Genomic DNA, 13,175 nt, shown 5'->3' on the forward strand with positions numbered 1-13,175 from the left:
TGGCTGGGTCTGTGCCGGCCCGAGCGACGGAGCGGGGCATGAGATTTGCAGCGGTGCTGAACCGGGATGGCGGCACGTTGCGCACTATTGACCTTGCCGCTTTCTCCGAAAGGATGCATCAGACGCTGGAGGCGTCGGGGCACTCTCTCAGCATCGAGATTGTCGCCGGCAAGGATGTAGTGGAAACGCTCAACGGCGCGGCTTCACGCCGCTCCGTCGATGTCGTGCTGGCCGGTGGCGGCGACGGGACCATTTCCGCCGCGGCTGCCCGGCTGATGGGCACGAAGAAGGCGCTTGCCATATTGCCGGCCGGCACCATGAACCTGTTCGCTCGTGGGCTGGGCATTCCGCAGTCCCTCGATGCCGCGCTGGAGTCCTTCGCCAACGGCGAAATTGTCGCAGTCGATATGGCCACGGCCAACGGCCGGCCCTTCGTTCATCAGTTTTCGATCGGCATGCACGCCAAAATGGTGCAACTGCGCCAGAAGATGGAATTCGGTTCGCGCCTGGGAAAGATCCGCGCCACGGCCAAGGCAGCCTGGGCGACAATCAACAATCCCCCGGCGATGAACGTGACGCTCAGCATCGGCGAAGCCGAGATTGCGGCCCGCATCACCGGCATCGGCATCACCAACAATCTGTTCGGCGAAGGCCACCTGCCTTACGCTGACAACCCGGCCGGCGGCGTGCTTGGCGTCTATGTCACGGTGGCGCAGCAGCGCGCCGAGCTGGTCAAATTCTTCTTCAACATGGCGCGCGGCAAATGGCGCGACAATGAACATGTCGAAATCCATCAGGCGAACAGAACGGTCCTGAAAATCCATTCGGGAAGCAGCAAGTTTCGCGCCGTGATGGATGGAGAACTGGTCAGGCTCGATCGTGAAACGACGATCGAAATCCGGCCTGGCGCACTGAATGTCCTGGTGCCGGCCAGCCTCGCCGAGGCAAAGGCTGCCTGATGCGACCTCGAACGACGAAGCCCGAAAATCTAGCCGCTTGGCGCACTTCCTTGCTCCGTCGCCGGCGTCTTGACCAATTCACCATAGATTTCAGCGATGCCCCAGGCAGCGAAGGCCAGAAGCAGCGCGGCAATCAAAATGCGCAGGCCGTGCCAGCCCCATCGCCCCTGACGCGCTTTGTTCTCGGGAATGATCTTGGCCATGGTCGGTCCTTGTCTTGTTTTGCACCAGCTGACGCATCTGGCACAACATGGTCAGGTAACGGTTCCTTGCTAGGATGGTTCCGGATCGGCGGGCTGCTCCTGGATCGGCAGGCCGGCGCGGGAGCGAAGGCCGAGACGGGGCAGGCCAAGACGGGGCATTGGGGGCTTGGTGAATAGTAAGGCAGAAACAGTGCCGGGCCTGCCGGCTGAAGTTGCACGCGCGATCAAGGATCAAGACCGGCTGGCCGTGCTGCACGGGCTGGAGATGCTGGATACGGCCGCCGATCCGGATTTCGACCGCATCAGCAGCCTTGCCGCGGCGGCGATGCAGGTGCCGATCGCCCTGGTCACGCTCGTCGACCATGAGCGGCAATGGTTCAAATCCTGCTTCGGCCTGGACGAGACCGAAGCCGCGACCGACATCTCCTTCTGCGTCCATGCGATTGCCGCCGGCGACGAGCCGATGGTGGTCACGGATGCAACGACGGACCCCCGTTTCAAGGCCAACCCGCTGGTCACCGGCAAGCACCATGTCCGTTTCTATGCCGGCGCGCCGATGATCGTCGCAGGTGCCCGCATCGGCACGCTGTGCGTGCTCGACCGCAAGCCGCATGCCTTTCCATCCCGCGCCGAACTCGACCAGTTGAAGGCGCTCGCCGGCCTCGCCGCCAGCCTGCTCACCTTGAAGGACGCGACTCGCAGCGGCGCCATCGCCGAGGCCGCGCTGGCGCGCGAGGAAAAGCGGCGCGCCATCGCGCTCGATGCGGCGTCGCTGGCCAGCTGGGCGTGGGACATCCGCAACGACATCATCGAATGCGACACCTTGATGTCGGAGCTGTTCAACCTGCCGCGCTCGAACCGGCTGCGGGCACGCGACATCCTCACCGCCATCGATCCGCGCGACGTCTACCAGACCGAAACCCGCTTTCGCGACGCCTTGACCGGCAGCGACGACTATTTCGGCGAATACCGGGTGAAGGGCTTTCATCCGCCACGCTGGCTCGCCACGCGCGGCCGTGTCATCGAGCGCGACGGCGACGGCAAGCCGACGCTGATCTTCGGCGTCAACTACGACATATCGGAGCGCAAGCTTGGCGACGAGCGGCAACGGCTGCTGCTGCGCGAACTCAACCACCGCGTCAAGAACACTCTGGCGACCGTCCAGGCGCTGGCGACGCAGACCGTGCGCCATGCCCGCCAGCCGAGCGAATTCCTCGAAGCCTTTGGCGCCCGGCTTCAGGCCCTGGGCATCGCCCACAATTTGTTGTCCGACCGCGAGTGGCGCGGCATCGGCATTCGTGAACTTGTCCAGATCGAAGTCAGGCCTTTCGAAACGGCAGAGCAGCCGCGCATGACGATCTCCGGCGACGACTTGCTGCTGTCGCCAGACCAGGCCGTCGGACTTGGCCTGATCCTGCATGAACTGGGCAGCAATGCGCTGCAATATGGATCGCTGTCGGTGGTATCAGGCAAGGTTGATCTCGACTGGAGGACGCAGGGCAGGAAGGGTGCTCGACGCCTGGTCCTGACCTGGCGCGAAAGCGGCGGTCCTCAAGTCGCCCCGCCGGAGCGGCACGGTTTCGGCTCGATCCTCATCCGCCGCAGCCTTGCCAAGGTGATTTCAAGCGAAGTGACCCACGAGTTCCGGCCGGAAGGTGTGTTTGCCGAAATATCGATGCCTCTGGAAGATCTGTCGAAGTGACGGACCTGACCCCGAACCCGAAATCAGCGAAGCAAGAGCCGGTTTCGGGATCATGATCAAACGGAAAGGGGCCAAAAGGCTTATTTCCGCTCGCTCTCATCCGGATCGTCAGATTTCACGTTCTCACGATAGATAGCGTAGGCGGCGATCGCCAGGGCCGGACCCAGGATGACGCCGAGACCGCCCTTTCCCTTGAGCAGCGTCGGCAGCACGGCGAGCGCGGCGGTGATGCCGATTGCTTTCATTTCGGCATTGCGTCGTTGCGCCCGGCGCCGCGCGCGCGAGCCTGCGGATATCTGGTAAATCAGCAGGATCAGCCCGGCAAGCACCAGGAAACCGGCGCCAAAGCCCAGCGCGGCGGCAAGCGACCCGTAGCGCATCGCCGCCCAGATATAGGCTGCGCCGACCAGAAACCCGAGACCACAGAGCGCTGCCGACAGGGCGAGCCCATAGACGATTGCCGCCGTGCGCGCCCGGCGCATGGCGGCAACGGTTTCGCCCGACGCCAGGCCGGAAATCAGGGATGCGAGCATTCCCATCTGAGGATGCGATTAGCGACGCGCGAGAAGCGCGAAGAGGAAGCCAACGCCGACGGCGATCGCCAGTGACGTCACCGGCTTTTCGCGCACGCTGGCCATCATCTGCGCTTCGATATCCTTGGCGTTGCTGCGCAGACTGTCGAAGGCAGCTTCGCCGTGCGCACGCAGCTGCTCGACCCCTTCGGTGGCCGCACGGCGGGCTGTGCCATAGCCATGCTCGCCGGTCTTGGCCAACTGCTTGGTGAGCTTGTCGATATCGGCCTTCAACTGCCTGATGTCGGCTTCAAGGTCTGCATTTGCACGGGCGTCGCTTGCGGTCTTTCCTGCGGCAGTTGCCATTGCTTAACTCCTTGTGATTGCTTGGTTTCAAACGCGCCGCATGTCTCAAGGTTCCGACACCAGGGACAAACTAGCCGAAAACGCATCGGCGCGCACCCTGCCCGCCGACATGGTAAAAAAGCGCTTTGCCAAATCAGCGGCCGACGAATCACCTGCCGTGCAGGCCGATCAGATCGCCGAGCATGAGATAGTTGAGGATTTGGCGGCGGCCGTCCAGCAACAGCTTGTCGACGGCGAGCTCGCCTTTCTTGAATTTGCCGATGAAGGCCAGTTCCTGTTTTTCGAAGTCGCGGAAAACCGGCACCGCGATGGGCAGTTCTCGCAAGGATACTTACGGTTAGAGCGAGCGCGATTGTCCTGAGCTGACATTTCGCCCCCTTCGAAAGCCCGCTCTTTGGAAGGGCTGCATTTCAATGCGTTGCAAGGATTGAGGTTCCGCCGCCGGCCACATGTCTTTTTTAAATGACAGCACGCCAATTAGCGATCATGAGTCTATGCGTTTCGAGGAGTCATTGCCTGTGCCCACATTGCCTGTGCCCACATTGCTTGACGGATTGCGGATTCTCGTCTTGGAGGACGAATTTCTCATCGCCATGGATGTCGAGCAGCTTTGCCGTGACCACGGCGCCGGTGAGGTGGTGATCGCCCGCGATCTGACCGAGGTCGATGGCCGGGAGGTCGCCACGCAATTCGATGCGGCCATTGTCGACCTCATGCTGGGCGGCGCCTCGACACTCGATTTTGCTTCGGGGTTGCGCGCGGCAGGCGTACCTTTCGTGTTTGCGTCGGGCTATTCGGATGCCGATGAAATCAAGGCATCGTTTCCGGGCGTCAAGCTGGTCGGCAAACCCTATTCGGGTGAAGACCTCGTGCAAGCGGTGGCGGCGGCCTGCGGACGTGCTTCTCCGGGTTGAGAAGATGCCGACCCTTGCGGATCGCGCCTGGCGCCCGACCCTTGCGGATCGCGCCTGGCGATCGCAGGTCAACTGGCCGGAGTGCCCGTTACCTGGGCCGAAATCGCATCCGGACCATACTCGTCTTCGCCTGATATTTTCAGGATCTCCTGCAAGCGCGTGCGGGCCCGGCTGACGCGGCTCTTGATCGTCCCGACCGCGCAACCGCAAATCTCGGCGGCCTCCTCGTAGGAGAAACCCGACGCACCGATAAGGATGATGGCTTCGCGCTGATCCTCCGGCAATTGCTCGAGGGCGCCGCGAAAATCCTTCAGATCGAGCTGGCCATGCTGGGCCGGATGAACGGCAAGCCTGGCCGTCATGATGCCGTCGCTGTCCTGCACTTCGCGCCCGCGTTTGCGCATCTGCGAATAGAATTCATTGCGCAGGATGGTGAAAAGCCATGCTTTGAGATTGGTGCCAGGCTGGAAGCTCTCATGCTTGTCCCACGCCTTGACCAGCGTTTCCTGGACGAGATCGTCCGCTTTGTCGGCATTCTGCGTCAGCGACACGGCAAAGGCGCGCAAGCTCGGGATCGCCCCAAGCAGATCGGTCTTGAAGCCTTGGGAGACCGCTGCCATGCTTCAGTCCTTCTTCTGTGCGGGTTCGGCCCGTTCCAGTTGGCTGAGCAACTGGGCAAAGCGATCCGGCACATCGTCGGAGACCAGCTCGTCGTAATATTGTTTGAGTTTGCGTCCGATTTCGGAGTTCGGCCCGAGGGCGTCACCAGAACCGTTCCGGCGCCTGCCCGCGGCGCCAGCTAGAATATCTTTCGTCATATCCTTCATTTTGCCCTTATATTCCCAGCACCAAGCCGCTCACAACCGACTCAACACAACGCAAGCGGCACCCTCGTCTGGTTGCCCATCCCGGCATTCAAACGCCGTTCCCCCGCATTAGTTCCACCGAGACCGGAACTTTTTCTCAGGAAGGGCGTTGTTTAACTAGGCTTGCAATCAGCTTGACCTGCAATCTATGCAATCACGTCATTCTGAGGGAGACGTCTTATCATGAGCTTATCCGCCACCATCGCACCACACCTGCCATTCCTGCGCCGCTTCTCGCGGGCCGTTTCCGGATCACAGGAAAGTGGCGACGCGCTGGTCGCCGCGATGCTCGAAGCCATCATCGCCGATGTCGATATCTTTCCCGAGGCATCGAGCGACCGCATCGCGCTGTACAAGGTTTTCGCCAAGCTGTTCACATCGGTCGCCATCCGCGTCCCGCAGGAGCAGGCGCAATCGGCATGGGAACAGCGCGCCGCCGCCAATCTGAATGCGCTTGCGCCGCTCCCCCGCCAGGCCTTCCTGCTCGTAGCCGTCGAAGGTTTCAGCGAGGACGAGGCAGCCGAGATTCTCGATGTCGGCGACCAGGAGTTTTCAGAGCTGCTGGCGCAGGCAAGCAACGAGATATCCCGCCAGGTGGCAACCGACGTGCTGATCATCGAGGATGAACCGCTGATCGCCATGGATATAGAGGAAATGGTCGAGAGCCTCGGGCACCGCGTCGTCGGAACGGCGCGCACCCATGCCGAGGCGGTGATGATGTTCGGCAAGACACGGCCGAAGATGGTGCTGGCCGACATCCAGCTCGCCGACGGCAGTTCGGGCATCGAAGCCGTGAATGAGATCCTGTCGTCGACATCGGTGCCGGTCATCTTCATCACCGCCTTTCCCGAGCGTCTGTTGACCGGCGAACGTCCCGAACCGGCCTTCCTGGTCACCAAGCCGTTCAATCCCGACATGGTCAAGGCACTGATCAGCCAGGCGCTGTTCTTCGATCGCCAGGCGAAAGCCGCCGCATAGTCGGGAATTGAGGAGCGGAGGAATTGAAGAATTGACGAACCCAAGGCGATAGCCTCGCTCGCCGATTTTCTCCCAGATCTTCAAATTCATCAGTTCTTCACTTCGTGCCGCCTGATGCACGCATCGGGCGGCAACGGCGAAATTCCTCCTGCGCCTCCGGCTCCGAACGATTTGCAAGCATCGTCTTTTTCGGCAAAGGGTGGAACAAACCGCATCTACCCACGTTTTCATCGCACCATTAGAAGGAGATGAACCATGCTTTACTGGGCGCTCGTATTTCTCGTCGTGGCAATCATCGCCGGCGCGCTTGGTTTTGGCGGCATCGCCGGCACGTCTGCGGGGATAGCGCAGATATTGTTCTTCATCTTTCTCGCCTTCCTGATCATTTCCCTCCTCGCCGGCCTATTCAAACGGGCGTCGTGAGGACCGGACACTGGAAGCCGCACCCCTCAAACGGTTTCCAGCCACCGCCGGGCGGTATCCTGCAAAGGGCACCGTCCGGCGGACCGCTTTTGGAGCTGGTTTTCGGGAATTCTCTTTTGGAACCCATTCAACAGTGAGCCGTTCAGCCTGAGTTGGGTGGACAGATTGGCCGATGCGTTCCAGAACCGGAGATAGGAAAGACGACGTGCAAAGCGATGAAGTGATCGCCCTGCATCCTGCCGAAAGCGGCATGCAGCTTGGCCGGGCTCTTCTCCACGCGTTGCACAATGCCGGCATTTCCGTGCTCTATCAGGATCGCGAGATGAAAACCGTATGGGCGCGCAACATGCGCGCGCCTTGGGTTTCCGACGCCGCCGACAGCAACGGCATCCTGCCGGCGGCGCAGGCCGATCGCATTGGCTCGGCCAAGCGCGACGTCATTGCATCCGGCACCCCGCAACGTCTCGAGATCAGCGTTCCCGTCGAGGATGGCATCCGCTGGTTTCAAGTCTGGATCGATGCCGACCACGGCGATGGCGGCACGGTGCAAGGCGTCGTCACCACGATGGTCGAGACGACCGAGCAGAAACGCCGTGAGCAGACCCTGACGACGCTGTTGCGCGAAGTCAGTCATCGCTCGAAGAATCTGCTGGCGATCATTCAAAGCATAGCCACCCAGACCGGGCGCTACTCCGACGGCATCGGTGATTTCCTGACACGCTTCCGCGGCCGGCTGCAGTCGCTGGCTTCGTCCCAGGATCTCGTGACCTCCTCCAATTGGCGGGGCGCCGCACTTCGCGAACTGGTATCGGGCCAGGTTGGCCGCTACGGCGGGGATCCGGTGCGCAGCCTGCGTTTTCAGGGGGCAAACCCCTATCTCAATCCCAACGCTGCCCTGCATATCGGCCTCGCCATGCATGAACTCGCCGTCAACTCGGTGAGCTATGGCGCCCTGTCACGGCCGGATGGGTTCGTCGAGGTTACAGCCAACCTGACCGTCGCCGACACCGGGCCCTCTCTGTCTCTGACCTGGGCCGAGACGATCGGAGCCAATGACAACCAGCGTAGCGAGAAGCGCTTCGGTAGCGTCGCACTCGAACGGGTCGTGCCGGCATCGCTAAACGGCACGGCGACGCTTGAAATCGCGGCTGGCCGCCTCGAATACCGCCTTGTCGTTCCGCATGGCAATTTCGAGACGGAATGAGCGGCTCCTTAACCGGCTGTTCACCATAAAAGCGGATGCTGTTTTTCCCAGACACCGCTTGAACCTGTTGCATCGTCGGACATTTCCGCAGCAGGACTTGCAGCATGGTGTGGGAGGAATGCCTTTGACGGTTGCCGACATGAACAGACTGGAACAGGCCGCTCGTATCTCCATGGGCGAGTTTGAAGACTCCGAGGCAACCGTGCCACCGCCTTCTGTCCGCCATATCTCGATGCGCATTCTCGCCTTAGGTCTGGCTGCTGCGGTCATACTCGCAGTCATGCTACCAGCTGAGTTCCTGACGTCAACGCCCCGCGCGCGCTGGCCGCTCAACACATCGCTGCATTGTTGCTGGTCATCGGCTGCTCGAACACAATGACCGACTGTCGTGAACTCCAGGTTCCTGTAAGTGTCTTCGAAACCGCCGACCAATGCGTTGCCGAACGGCCGTTTGCGATGAGCGATGTTCAAGGGCAGGCTCAGCATATCGTAGCCAAGTGCCTTCCGGTGGATCCGGCTCTGGAAGACGACTATGACCAGATCGTCTGGAATGTGCATCCGGACGGCACGCTCGACGCTTCCCTGGCGATTTCCAGCGTCGTGATAGCGTCGAACACGATACGCCCAGAAAAAGACTATCTTCGCCAACAATAGATTGCAGCAGCAAAGGCCTCCATTTCATGCTAAATGGCGGTTGGAGCTTATTAAAGTGAGGACACAAAGTGAGGAGTGACTCTATGCGGAAGATGATTATTGCCATGGTTGCGGTGGTGGCGGTCAGTGGCTGCACCTCGACCGAACAGGACGTGGTTGGCGGCGGCTTGATTGGCGCCGGTGTCGGCGGCTTGGTCGGCGGCGGCAAGGGCGCGCTGATCGGCGCGGCCGTGGGTGCTGGTTCCGGCCTGCTGGTGCGCAATCTGCGCAATGGCTATTGCCAGTATCGCGATCATCGCGGCCGGATCTACACGGCTCGCTGCAACTAATTCGGCGATAATCGAAACGTTGATCCGGAGACCGGTTAGCCGGCCTCCGGTTTTTCGTTGTTTGGATGGTTGATTCTGCGCCTGACGATCGCGCTCAGTTCGCCAGGGGGATTCTGATTTCCACGTTCAGGCCATTGGGCTGGTAATCGCGCTTGATCGTGCCGCGCAATTCGCGCGTAACGTTGAGGTCTATCAGCTTGGTGCCGAATCCGGTCTTGGCAGGCGCTTCGAGTTTCTTGTGCCCGGTTTCGCGCCAGTTGAGAGCAAGCGTCCTATCACGCCCGCGCCCTTCGAGCGACCAGTCCACTTTCAGCGCCCAGTCCCCCTTGAACGAATTGGCCGAATTGCCGGCTTCGCCGTATTTCAGCGCATTTGTCGCCAGTTCGTGAAAGGTCAGGCCGAGCGCTTGCGTCGTGGTTTCGTCGAGCAGCACCTGCGGCCCTGACAACAGCTCTTCGGGCAGCTCCTTGCCGAACACCTGGCCAAGCTCGATGCGCAAGAGATCGCCAAGATCGGCCTTCTGCCAGCGCGAACGCGTCAGCATGTCCTGGGACGCCGCCATCGCCTGGAGCCGGGCCGAGAAGGATGCGGAAAACTCATTGACGTCGGTGGCCCGCGACGCCGTCTGGCGCGCGATCGCCAGCACCCTGGTGATCGAATTCTTGATACGATGCTTCATCTCCTGCAGCATCAGGTCTTTTTCGAGCAGGCTCTTTTCCGTGGTCTCGTGCAAGCGCGACGCCGCCTCATAGGCCCGCTCCTGATAACGCGCCACCAGCGCGATGGCGCCCGCCAACAGCAGGCCAAACAGCCCCAGCATCACCGGAATGGCGCGCGACGACGGCTGCGAGAAGGCGCTCGTCGGCCGGAACAGCACAGTCCATGGCCGCCCGGCCACAATGATCTTGCGGGTGACCAGCAGCCTGTCCCCCAAGGTCGAAGCCGGTGGCGTCTCCGACCGGAACAGCAGATTGTCGCCGTTCACAGCGCCGTCGCCGTCGTAGATTTCCGTGTTGACCGGCAGCAGCGGGGACCGGCTGAGCGCGGTCTGGAACAGGTCGCGAGCTCGAAAGGCCGCATAGAGAAAACCGGCTGTGGAGGATCTGGGCGCATTGATGGCATCGGGTGCGGTTTCGACATTGAGCCGCACGAAGACGAGGAAACCGGTGAACGTCTGCGCGGCACCGGTGTCGTGGCCCAGCTGCACCAGCCCGCTGGCGTGCTGTTGGTCGTCCGACATCGCCTTTTCGATCGCCGCGCGCCGTACCGGTTCACTGAACATGTCGTAGCCGACGCTGGTCTGGTTGGAAGGGTCCTGCGGCTCGAACAGCACGACCGGAGTGCGCCATGGCTGCGTGGTATCAGGATAGATCGGATGGCTGACGCCATGGTCGCGCAGCATATCGCGTTCGATCGCTGCCTCGTCTCCAGCCTTCGCCAGCTTGAGATAGCCGATGCCGCGCAAGCCGGCAAAGTTTTTGTCGACATCGAGCGCTTTGAAGAACGCGTTGAACTCGTTGCCGGAAATATTGCCGTTGCGGGCATCGAACAGGGCCTGCGTCGAGCGCAGCAGCGACAGATGCAGGTCGATGCGGCTCTCGATCCGGTTGAGCGCGTCGTCGGCCGTCGCTTCGAACTTGATGCGGGCGGCCTCCTGCGTCGCGAAATAGGCAAACCCCGCCATCGTCATGCTGATCAGCGCAACGGCGATGAACGCGACGGTTGGAAAAAGCTTCTTCAACGGATGATGCGGTCCATGAGCATGTCGAGCCTTTTATGGGGAAGTCGCCGTGCCAATACAATGGCAAGGCCAAGCCATCCTGACGGCTGGCACATCGGATTGTCCGAGACCCGGCACATTCCTCCGGTCAGGCGGCATCGCTACCGGCAAGCCTCAAGCGGCGATCTTCAGAGCGCCCGGTCCTGGAATGGCACCGGGCGGGCATTTGCCCAAAATGATCATGCCGAGCACCTCATCCTGGGTCACGTCCGTAGTGCGGGCGGTGCCGACGACCTGGCCGTTCTTCATGACGCAGACCCGATCGGCAAGGTCGAACACATCGTGGATGTCGTGGCTGATCAGGAAGATGCCGATGCCGTCGGACTTGAGCTGCTTGACCAGTTCGCCGACCTGCGCCGTTTCCTGCGGGCCAAGCGCCGCCGTCGGCTCGTCCATGATCAGGATACGTGCGTTGAACAGGATCGCGCGCGCGATCGCCACCGACTGCCGCTGGCCGCCCGACAGCTTGATCACCGGCTCCTTGAAGCGCTGGAAGCGCGGATTGAGCCGGCCCATCACCTTGCGCGCCTCCGCCTCCATGGCAACGTCATCGAGCGTACCCCAGGCGGTCATCAGCTCGCGGCCGAGGAACAGATTGGCGGCGGCGTCGACATTGTCGGCCAACGCCAGCGTCTGGTAGATCGTCTCGATGCCGTATTTCTTGGCGTCGCGCGGGTTGGAGATCGATGCCTCCTCGCCGTTGACGAAGATCTGGCCCGCATCGCGCTTGTAGGCGCCGGACAGGATCTTGATCAATGTCGACTTGCCGGCGCCATTGTGGCCGAGCAGCGCCACGACCTCGCCGGGGAAAAGATCGATCGAGGCGTCGTCAACGGCGCGGATGCCGCCGAACGCGATCGAGATGTTGCGCATATCGATCAGCGCGGTGCCCATGGGAGCGGTCTTGTCTGCCATGATCTTGTCCTCCCTAGACGCGCTTGCGATAGACGGTGTCGAGCCAGACGGCGATGACCAGCACTGCGCCGACGACGATGCTCTGCAGCGGCGAGTCGATGCCAAGCAGCACCATGCCGGACTGCAGCGACTGCATGAGCAGCGCGCCGAGCATGGCGCCCAGCACCGTTCCGGAGCCGCCGGCAAGCGAAGTGCCGCCGATGACGGCGGCGGCGATCACCAGCAACTCGTCCAACGTGCCCAGCGCATTGGTCGATGCGTTGAGACGGGCCGACGAGATCGCCGCGCTGATCGCGGCCAGCACGCCCATGATCATGAACACCTTCATGGTCACCCAGCGCGTGTTGATGCCGGCGAGATTGGCGGCCTCCGGATTGCCGCCGATGGCAAAGACATAGCGGCCGAAACGGGTGCGCTTGGTGATGAAGGTCATGACGATGCCGACCGCGACGGCCATCAGCACCGGTATGGCGATGCCGTGGGCGATGAACAGCCCGCCTTCGGGAACGGTGATGCCGTTCTGCTGCGCATACTGGCGCACGATGCCGATTGGCCACGGATAGGAATTGGCGATCCAGACGGCTCCAAGGATGGCAGCGCAGGTGACTACACCGAGAAAGGTTTCCGCCCAGACGGGGCGCAGTGGAAAATTGAACCGTTTGCGCTGCGACCGGCCGTTGAGCAGCGCGAAGGCGACAGCCACGCAAGCGACGATGCCGATGATCCAGCTGGCGGTGGCGCCGATCGAGCCCCGCGGTCCTCCGCCCATCAGTTGGAACGTGGAGTCAAGCGGCGCGACCGTGCGCCCGTTGGTGATCAGCCATGCCATGCCGCGCCAGACCAACAGACCGCCCAGCGTCACGATGAAGGCAGGAACTTCGAGATAGGCGATGATGAAGCCCTGGAAGGCGCCGATCACAAGACCGAGCACCACACCGGCGGCCAGCGCGATGATCCAGAGCCAGGGATTTCCAAGCTGGAAGCCGATGACACGAATGAGGAATTCGGCTTGCGCCACGCCCATGATCATACCGATCACGCCTTCGACGGAACCAACCGAAAGGTCGATGTTGCGCATGACGATGACCAGCACCATGCCGGTCGCCATGATCGCGACCGAGGAGGTCTGCACCGACAGGTTCCAGAGGTTGCGCGGCGTCAGGAAAAGTCCACCCGACAGGATGTGAATGCCGACCCAGATGACCAGCAACGCACCAACCATGCCAAGCATGCGCGTATCGAGTTCGGTTGCCTTGAGGAAGCGTCCGACAGTGCTCAGTTCGGACGCGCGCGCCTGGTCTGCGGGCGTATTTGCGGGGTTGGACGTCGTGTCGGTCATGATTTCCTCCCACCGGCTGGCCGTCCGACGC

Annotated in this window: 16 protein-coding genes and 1 pseudogene; 8 read left to right on the forward strand and 9 right to left on the reverse strand. The window is 61.8% G+C overall.

The window, feature by feature from the left end; translation table 11 throughout:
- Window positions 1–38: 38 nt before the first annotated feature.
- Window positions 39–959: a diacylglycerol/lipid kinase family protein gene (locus NKJ06_RS11890; protein ID WP_352633361.1), complete on the forward strand. Its 921-nt coding sequence runs from the start codon at window positions 39–41 to the stop codon at window positions 957–959.
- Window positions 960–988: 29 nt separating this feature from the next.
- Here NKJ06_RS11890 and NKJ06_RS11895 read toward each other — a convergent pair whose 3' ends face one another.
- Complete coding sequence (locus NKJ06_RS11895) at window positions 989–1,162, reverse strand: hypothetical protein (protein ID WP_352633362.1); 174 nt, start codon at window positions 1,160–1,162, stop codon at window positions 989–991.
- 169 nt (window positions 1,163–1,331) lie between these two features.
- Between NKJ06_RS11895 and NKJ06_RS11900 the strand changes: the two genes are divergently transcribed.
- Entirely contained in the window at window positions 1,332–2,864 is a 1,533-nt protein-coding gene (locus NKJ06_RS11900; protein WP_352633363.1) for a sensor histidine kinase, read from the forward strand.
- Window positions 2,865–2,944: 80 nt separating this feature from the next.
- On the opposite strand, the gene NKJ06_RS11905 is transcribed toward NKJ06_RS11900, so the two are convergent.
- From NKJ06_RS11905 to NKJ06_RS11915, 3 genes and pseudogenes are all read right to left on the reverse strand, one after another.
- Window positions 2,945–3,403, reverse strand: coding sequence for a hypothetical protein (locus tag NKJ06_RS11905; RefSeq protein ID WP_352633364.1), 459 nt, complete (start codon window positions 3,401–3,403; stop codon window positions 2,945–2,947).
- Window positions 3,404–3,415: 12 nt separating this feature from the next.
- Window positions 3,416–3,742 carry an ElaB/YgaM/YqjD family protein gene (locus tag NKJ06_RS11910; protein ID WP_352633365.1) on the reverse strand — a complete coding sequence of 109 codons (327 nt, stop codon included), beginning with the start codon at window positions 3,740–3,742 and terminating at the stop codon, window positions 3,416–3,418.
- A gap of 154 nt (window positions 3,743–3,896) precedes the next feature.
- Window positions 3,897–4,111, reverse strand: a pseudogene (locus tag NKJ06_RS11915) (Crp/Fnr family transcriptional regulator); the annotation flags it as partial.
- Window positions 4,112–4,335: 224 nt separating this feature from the next.
- On the opposite strand from NKJ06_RS11915, the gene NKJ06_RS11920 reads away from it, so the two are divergent.
- The gene (locus tag NKJ06_RS11920; RefSeq protein ID WP_352633426.1) at window positions 4,336–4,656 is read left to right on the forward strand and encodes a response regulator; all 321 of its coding nucleotides are present in this window, start codon (window positions 4,336–4,338) and stop codon (window positions 4,654–4,656) included.
- Window positions 4,657–4,724: 68 nt separating this feature from the next.
- Here the strand turns inward: NKJ06_RS11920 and NKJ06_RS11925 are convergent, their stop codons facing one another.
- On the reverse strand, window positions 4,725–5,276 hold the full coding sequence (locus NKJ06_RS11925) for a sigma-70 family RNA polymerase sigma factor (protein WP_352633366.1): 552 nt from the start codon (window positions 5,274–5,276) through the stop codon (window positions 4,725–4,727).
- A gap of 3 nt (window positions 5,277–5,279) precedes the next feature.
- Window positions 5,280–5,483, reverse strand: a complete 204-nt coding sequence (locus tag NKJ06_RS11930) for a NepR family anti-sigma factor (protein WP_352633368.1) — start codon at window positions 5,481–5,483, stop codon at window positions 5,280–5,282.
- Window positions 5,484–5,705: 222 nt separating this feature from the next.
- Here NKJ06_RS11930 and NKJ06_RS11935 point away from each other — a divergent pair, with 222 nt between their 5' ends.
- From NKJ06_RS11935 to NKJ06_RS11955, 5 genes are all read left to right on the forward strand, one after another.
- Entirely contained in the window at window positions 5,706–6,500 is a 795-nt protein-coding gene (locus NKJ06_RS11935; RefSeq protein WP_352633370.1) for a response regulator, read from the forward strand.
- 255 nt (window positions 6,501–6,755) lie between these two features.
- The gene (locus NKJ06_RS11940; RefSeq protein ID WP_091578592.1) at window positions 6,756–6,923 is read left to right on the forward strand and encodes a DUF1328 domain-containing protein; all 168 of its coding nucleotides are present in this window, start codon (window positions 6,756–6,758) and stop codon (window positions 6,921–6,923) included.
- A gap of 172 nt (window positions 6,924–7,095) precedes the next feature.
- Entirely contained in the window at window positions 7,096–8,127 is a 1,032-nt protein-coding gene (locus tag NKJ06_RS11945; protein ID WP_352633372.1) for a sensor histidine kinase, read from the forward strand.
- A 375-nt stretch (window positions 8,128–8,502) separates the two neighbouring features.
- Complete coding sequence (locus NKJ06_RS11950; protein WP_352633375.1) at window positions 8,503–8,781, forward strand: hypothetical protein; 279 nt, start codon at window positions 8,503–8,505, stop codon at window positions 8,779–8,781.
- An 83-nt stretch (window positions 8,782–8,864) separates the two neighbouring features.
- Window positions 8,865–9,110: a YMGG-like glycine zipper-containing protein gene (locus tag NKJ06_RS11955; RefSeq protein WP_023757387.1), complete on the forward strand. Its 246-nt coding sequence runs from the start codon at window positions 8,865–8,867 to the stop codon at window positions 9,108–9,110.
- A gap of 94 nt (window positions 9,111–9,204) precedes the next feature.
- On the opposite strand, the gene NKJ06_RS11960 is transcribed toward NKJ06_RS11955, so the two are convergent.
- From NKJ06_RS11960 to NKJ06_RS11970, 3 genes are all read right to left on the reverse strand, one after another.
- Window positions 9,205–10,851 (reverse strand): CHASE domain-containing protein, encoded by a 1,647-nt coding sequence (locus NKJ06_RS11960; RefSeq protein ID WP_352633377.1) that lies wholly within the window; start codon window positions 10,849–10,851, stop codon window positions 9,205–9,207.
- Between the two features lie 153 nt (window positions 10,852–11,004).
- Window positions 11,005–11,805 carry an ATP-binding cassette domain-containing protein gene (locus tag NKJ06_RS11965; RefSeq protein WP_352633378.1) on the reverse strand — a complete coding sequence of 267 codons (801 nt, stop codon included), beginning with the start codon at window positions 11,803–11,805 and terminating at the stop codon, window positions 11,005–11,007.
- Between the two features lie 13 nt (window positions 11,806–11,818).
- Window positions 11,819–13,144, reverse strand: a complete 1,326-nt coding sequence (locus tag NKJ06_RS11970; protein ID WP_352633380.1) for a sugar ABC transporter permease — start codon at window positions 13,142–13,144, stop codon at window positions 11,819–11,821.
- Between the last annotated feature and the right edge of the window lie 31 nt (window positions 13,145–13,175).

The organism is Mesorhizobium sp. M0293 (assembly GCF_040321735.1).
Classification (GTDB): domain Bacteria; phylum Pseudomonadota; class Alphaproteobacteria; order Rhizobiales; family Rhizobiaceae; genus Mesorhizobium.

Coding starts and splice junctions, on each gene's coding strand:
- NKJ06_RS11925 (WP_352633366.1), bottom strand. CDS start 5,276: ATGGCAGCGGTCTCCCAAGGCTTCAAGACCGATCTGCTTGGGGCGATC.
- NKJ06_RS11895 (WP_352633362.1), bottom strand. CDS start 1,162: ATGGCCAAGATCATTCCCGAGAACAAAGCGCGTCAGGGGCGATGGGGC.
- NKJ06_RS11950 (WP_352633375.1), top strand. CDS start 8,503: ATGACCGACTGTCGTGAACTCCAGGTTCCTGTAAGTGTCTTCGAAACC.
- NKJ06_RS11890 (WP_352633361.1), top strand. CDS start 39: ATGAGATTTGCAGCGGTGCTGAACCGGGATGGCGGCACGTTGCGCACT.
- NKJ06_RS11905 (WP_352633364.1), bottom strand. CDS start 3,403: ATGGGAATGCTCGCATCCCTGATTTCCGGCCTGGCGTCGGGCGAAACC.
- NKJ06_RS11930 (WP_352633368.1), bottom strand. CDS start 5,483: ATGAAGGATATGACGAAAGATATTCTAGCTGGCGCCGCGGGCAGGCGC.
- NKJ06_RS11920 (WP_352633426.1), top strand. CDS start 4,336: ATGGATGTCGAGCAGCTTTGCCGTGACCACGGCGCCGGTGAGGTGGTG.
- NKJ06_RS11910 (WP_352633365.1), bottom strand. CDS start 3,742: ATGGCAACTGCCGCAGGAAAGACCGCAAGCGACGCCCGTGCAAATGCA.
- NKJ06_RS11945 (WP_352633372.1), top strand. CDS start 7,096: ATGCGTTCCAGAACCGGAGATAGGAAAGACGACGTGCAAAGCGATGAA.
- NKJ06_RS11965 (WP_352633378.1), bottom strand. CDS start 11,805: ATGGCAGACAAGACCGCTCCCATGGGCACCGCGCTGATCGATATGCGC.
- NKJ06_RS11955 (WP_023757387.1), top strand. CDS start 8,865: ATGCGGAAGATGATTATTGCCATGGTTGCGGTGGTGGCGGTCAGTGGC.
- NKJ06_RS11940 (WP_091578592.1), top strand. CDS start 6,756: ATGCTTTACTGGGCGCTCGTATTTCTCGTCGTGGCAATCATCGCCGGC.
- NKJ06_RS11935 (WP_352633370.1), top strand. CDS start 5,706: ATGAGCTTATCCGCCACCATCGCACCACACCTGCCATTCCTGCGCCGC.
- NKJ06_RS11970 (WP_352633380.1), bottom strand. CDS start 13,144: ATGACCGACACGACGTCCAACCCCGCAAATACGCCCGCAGACCAGGCG.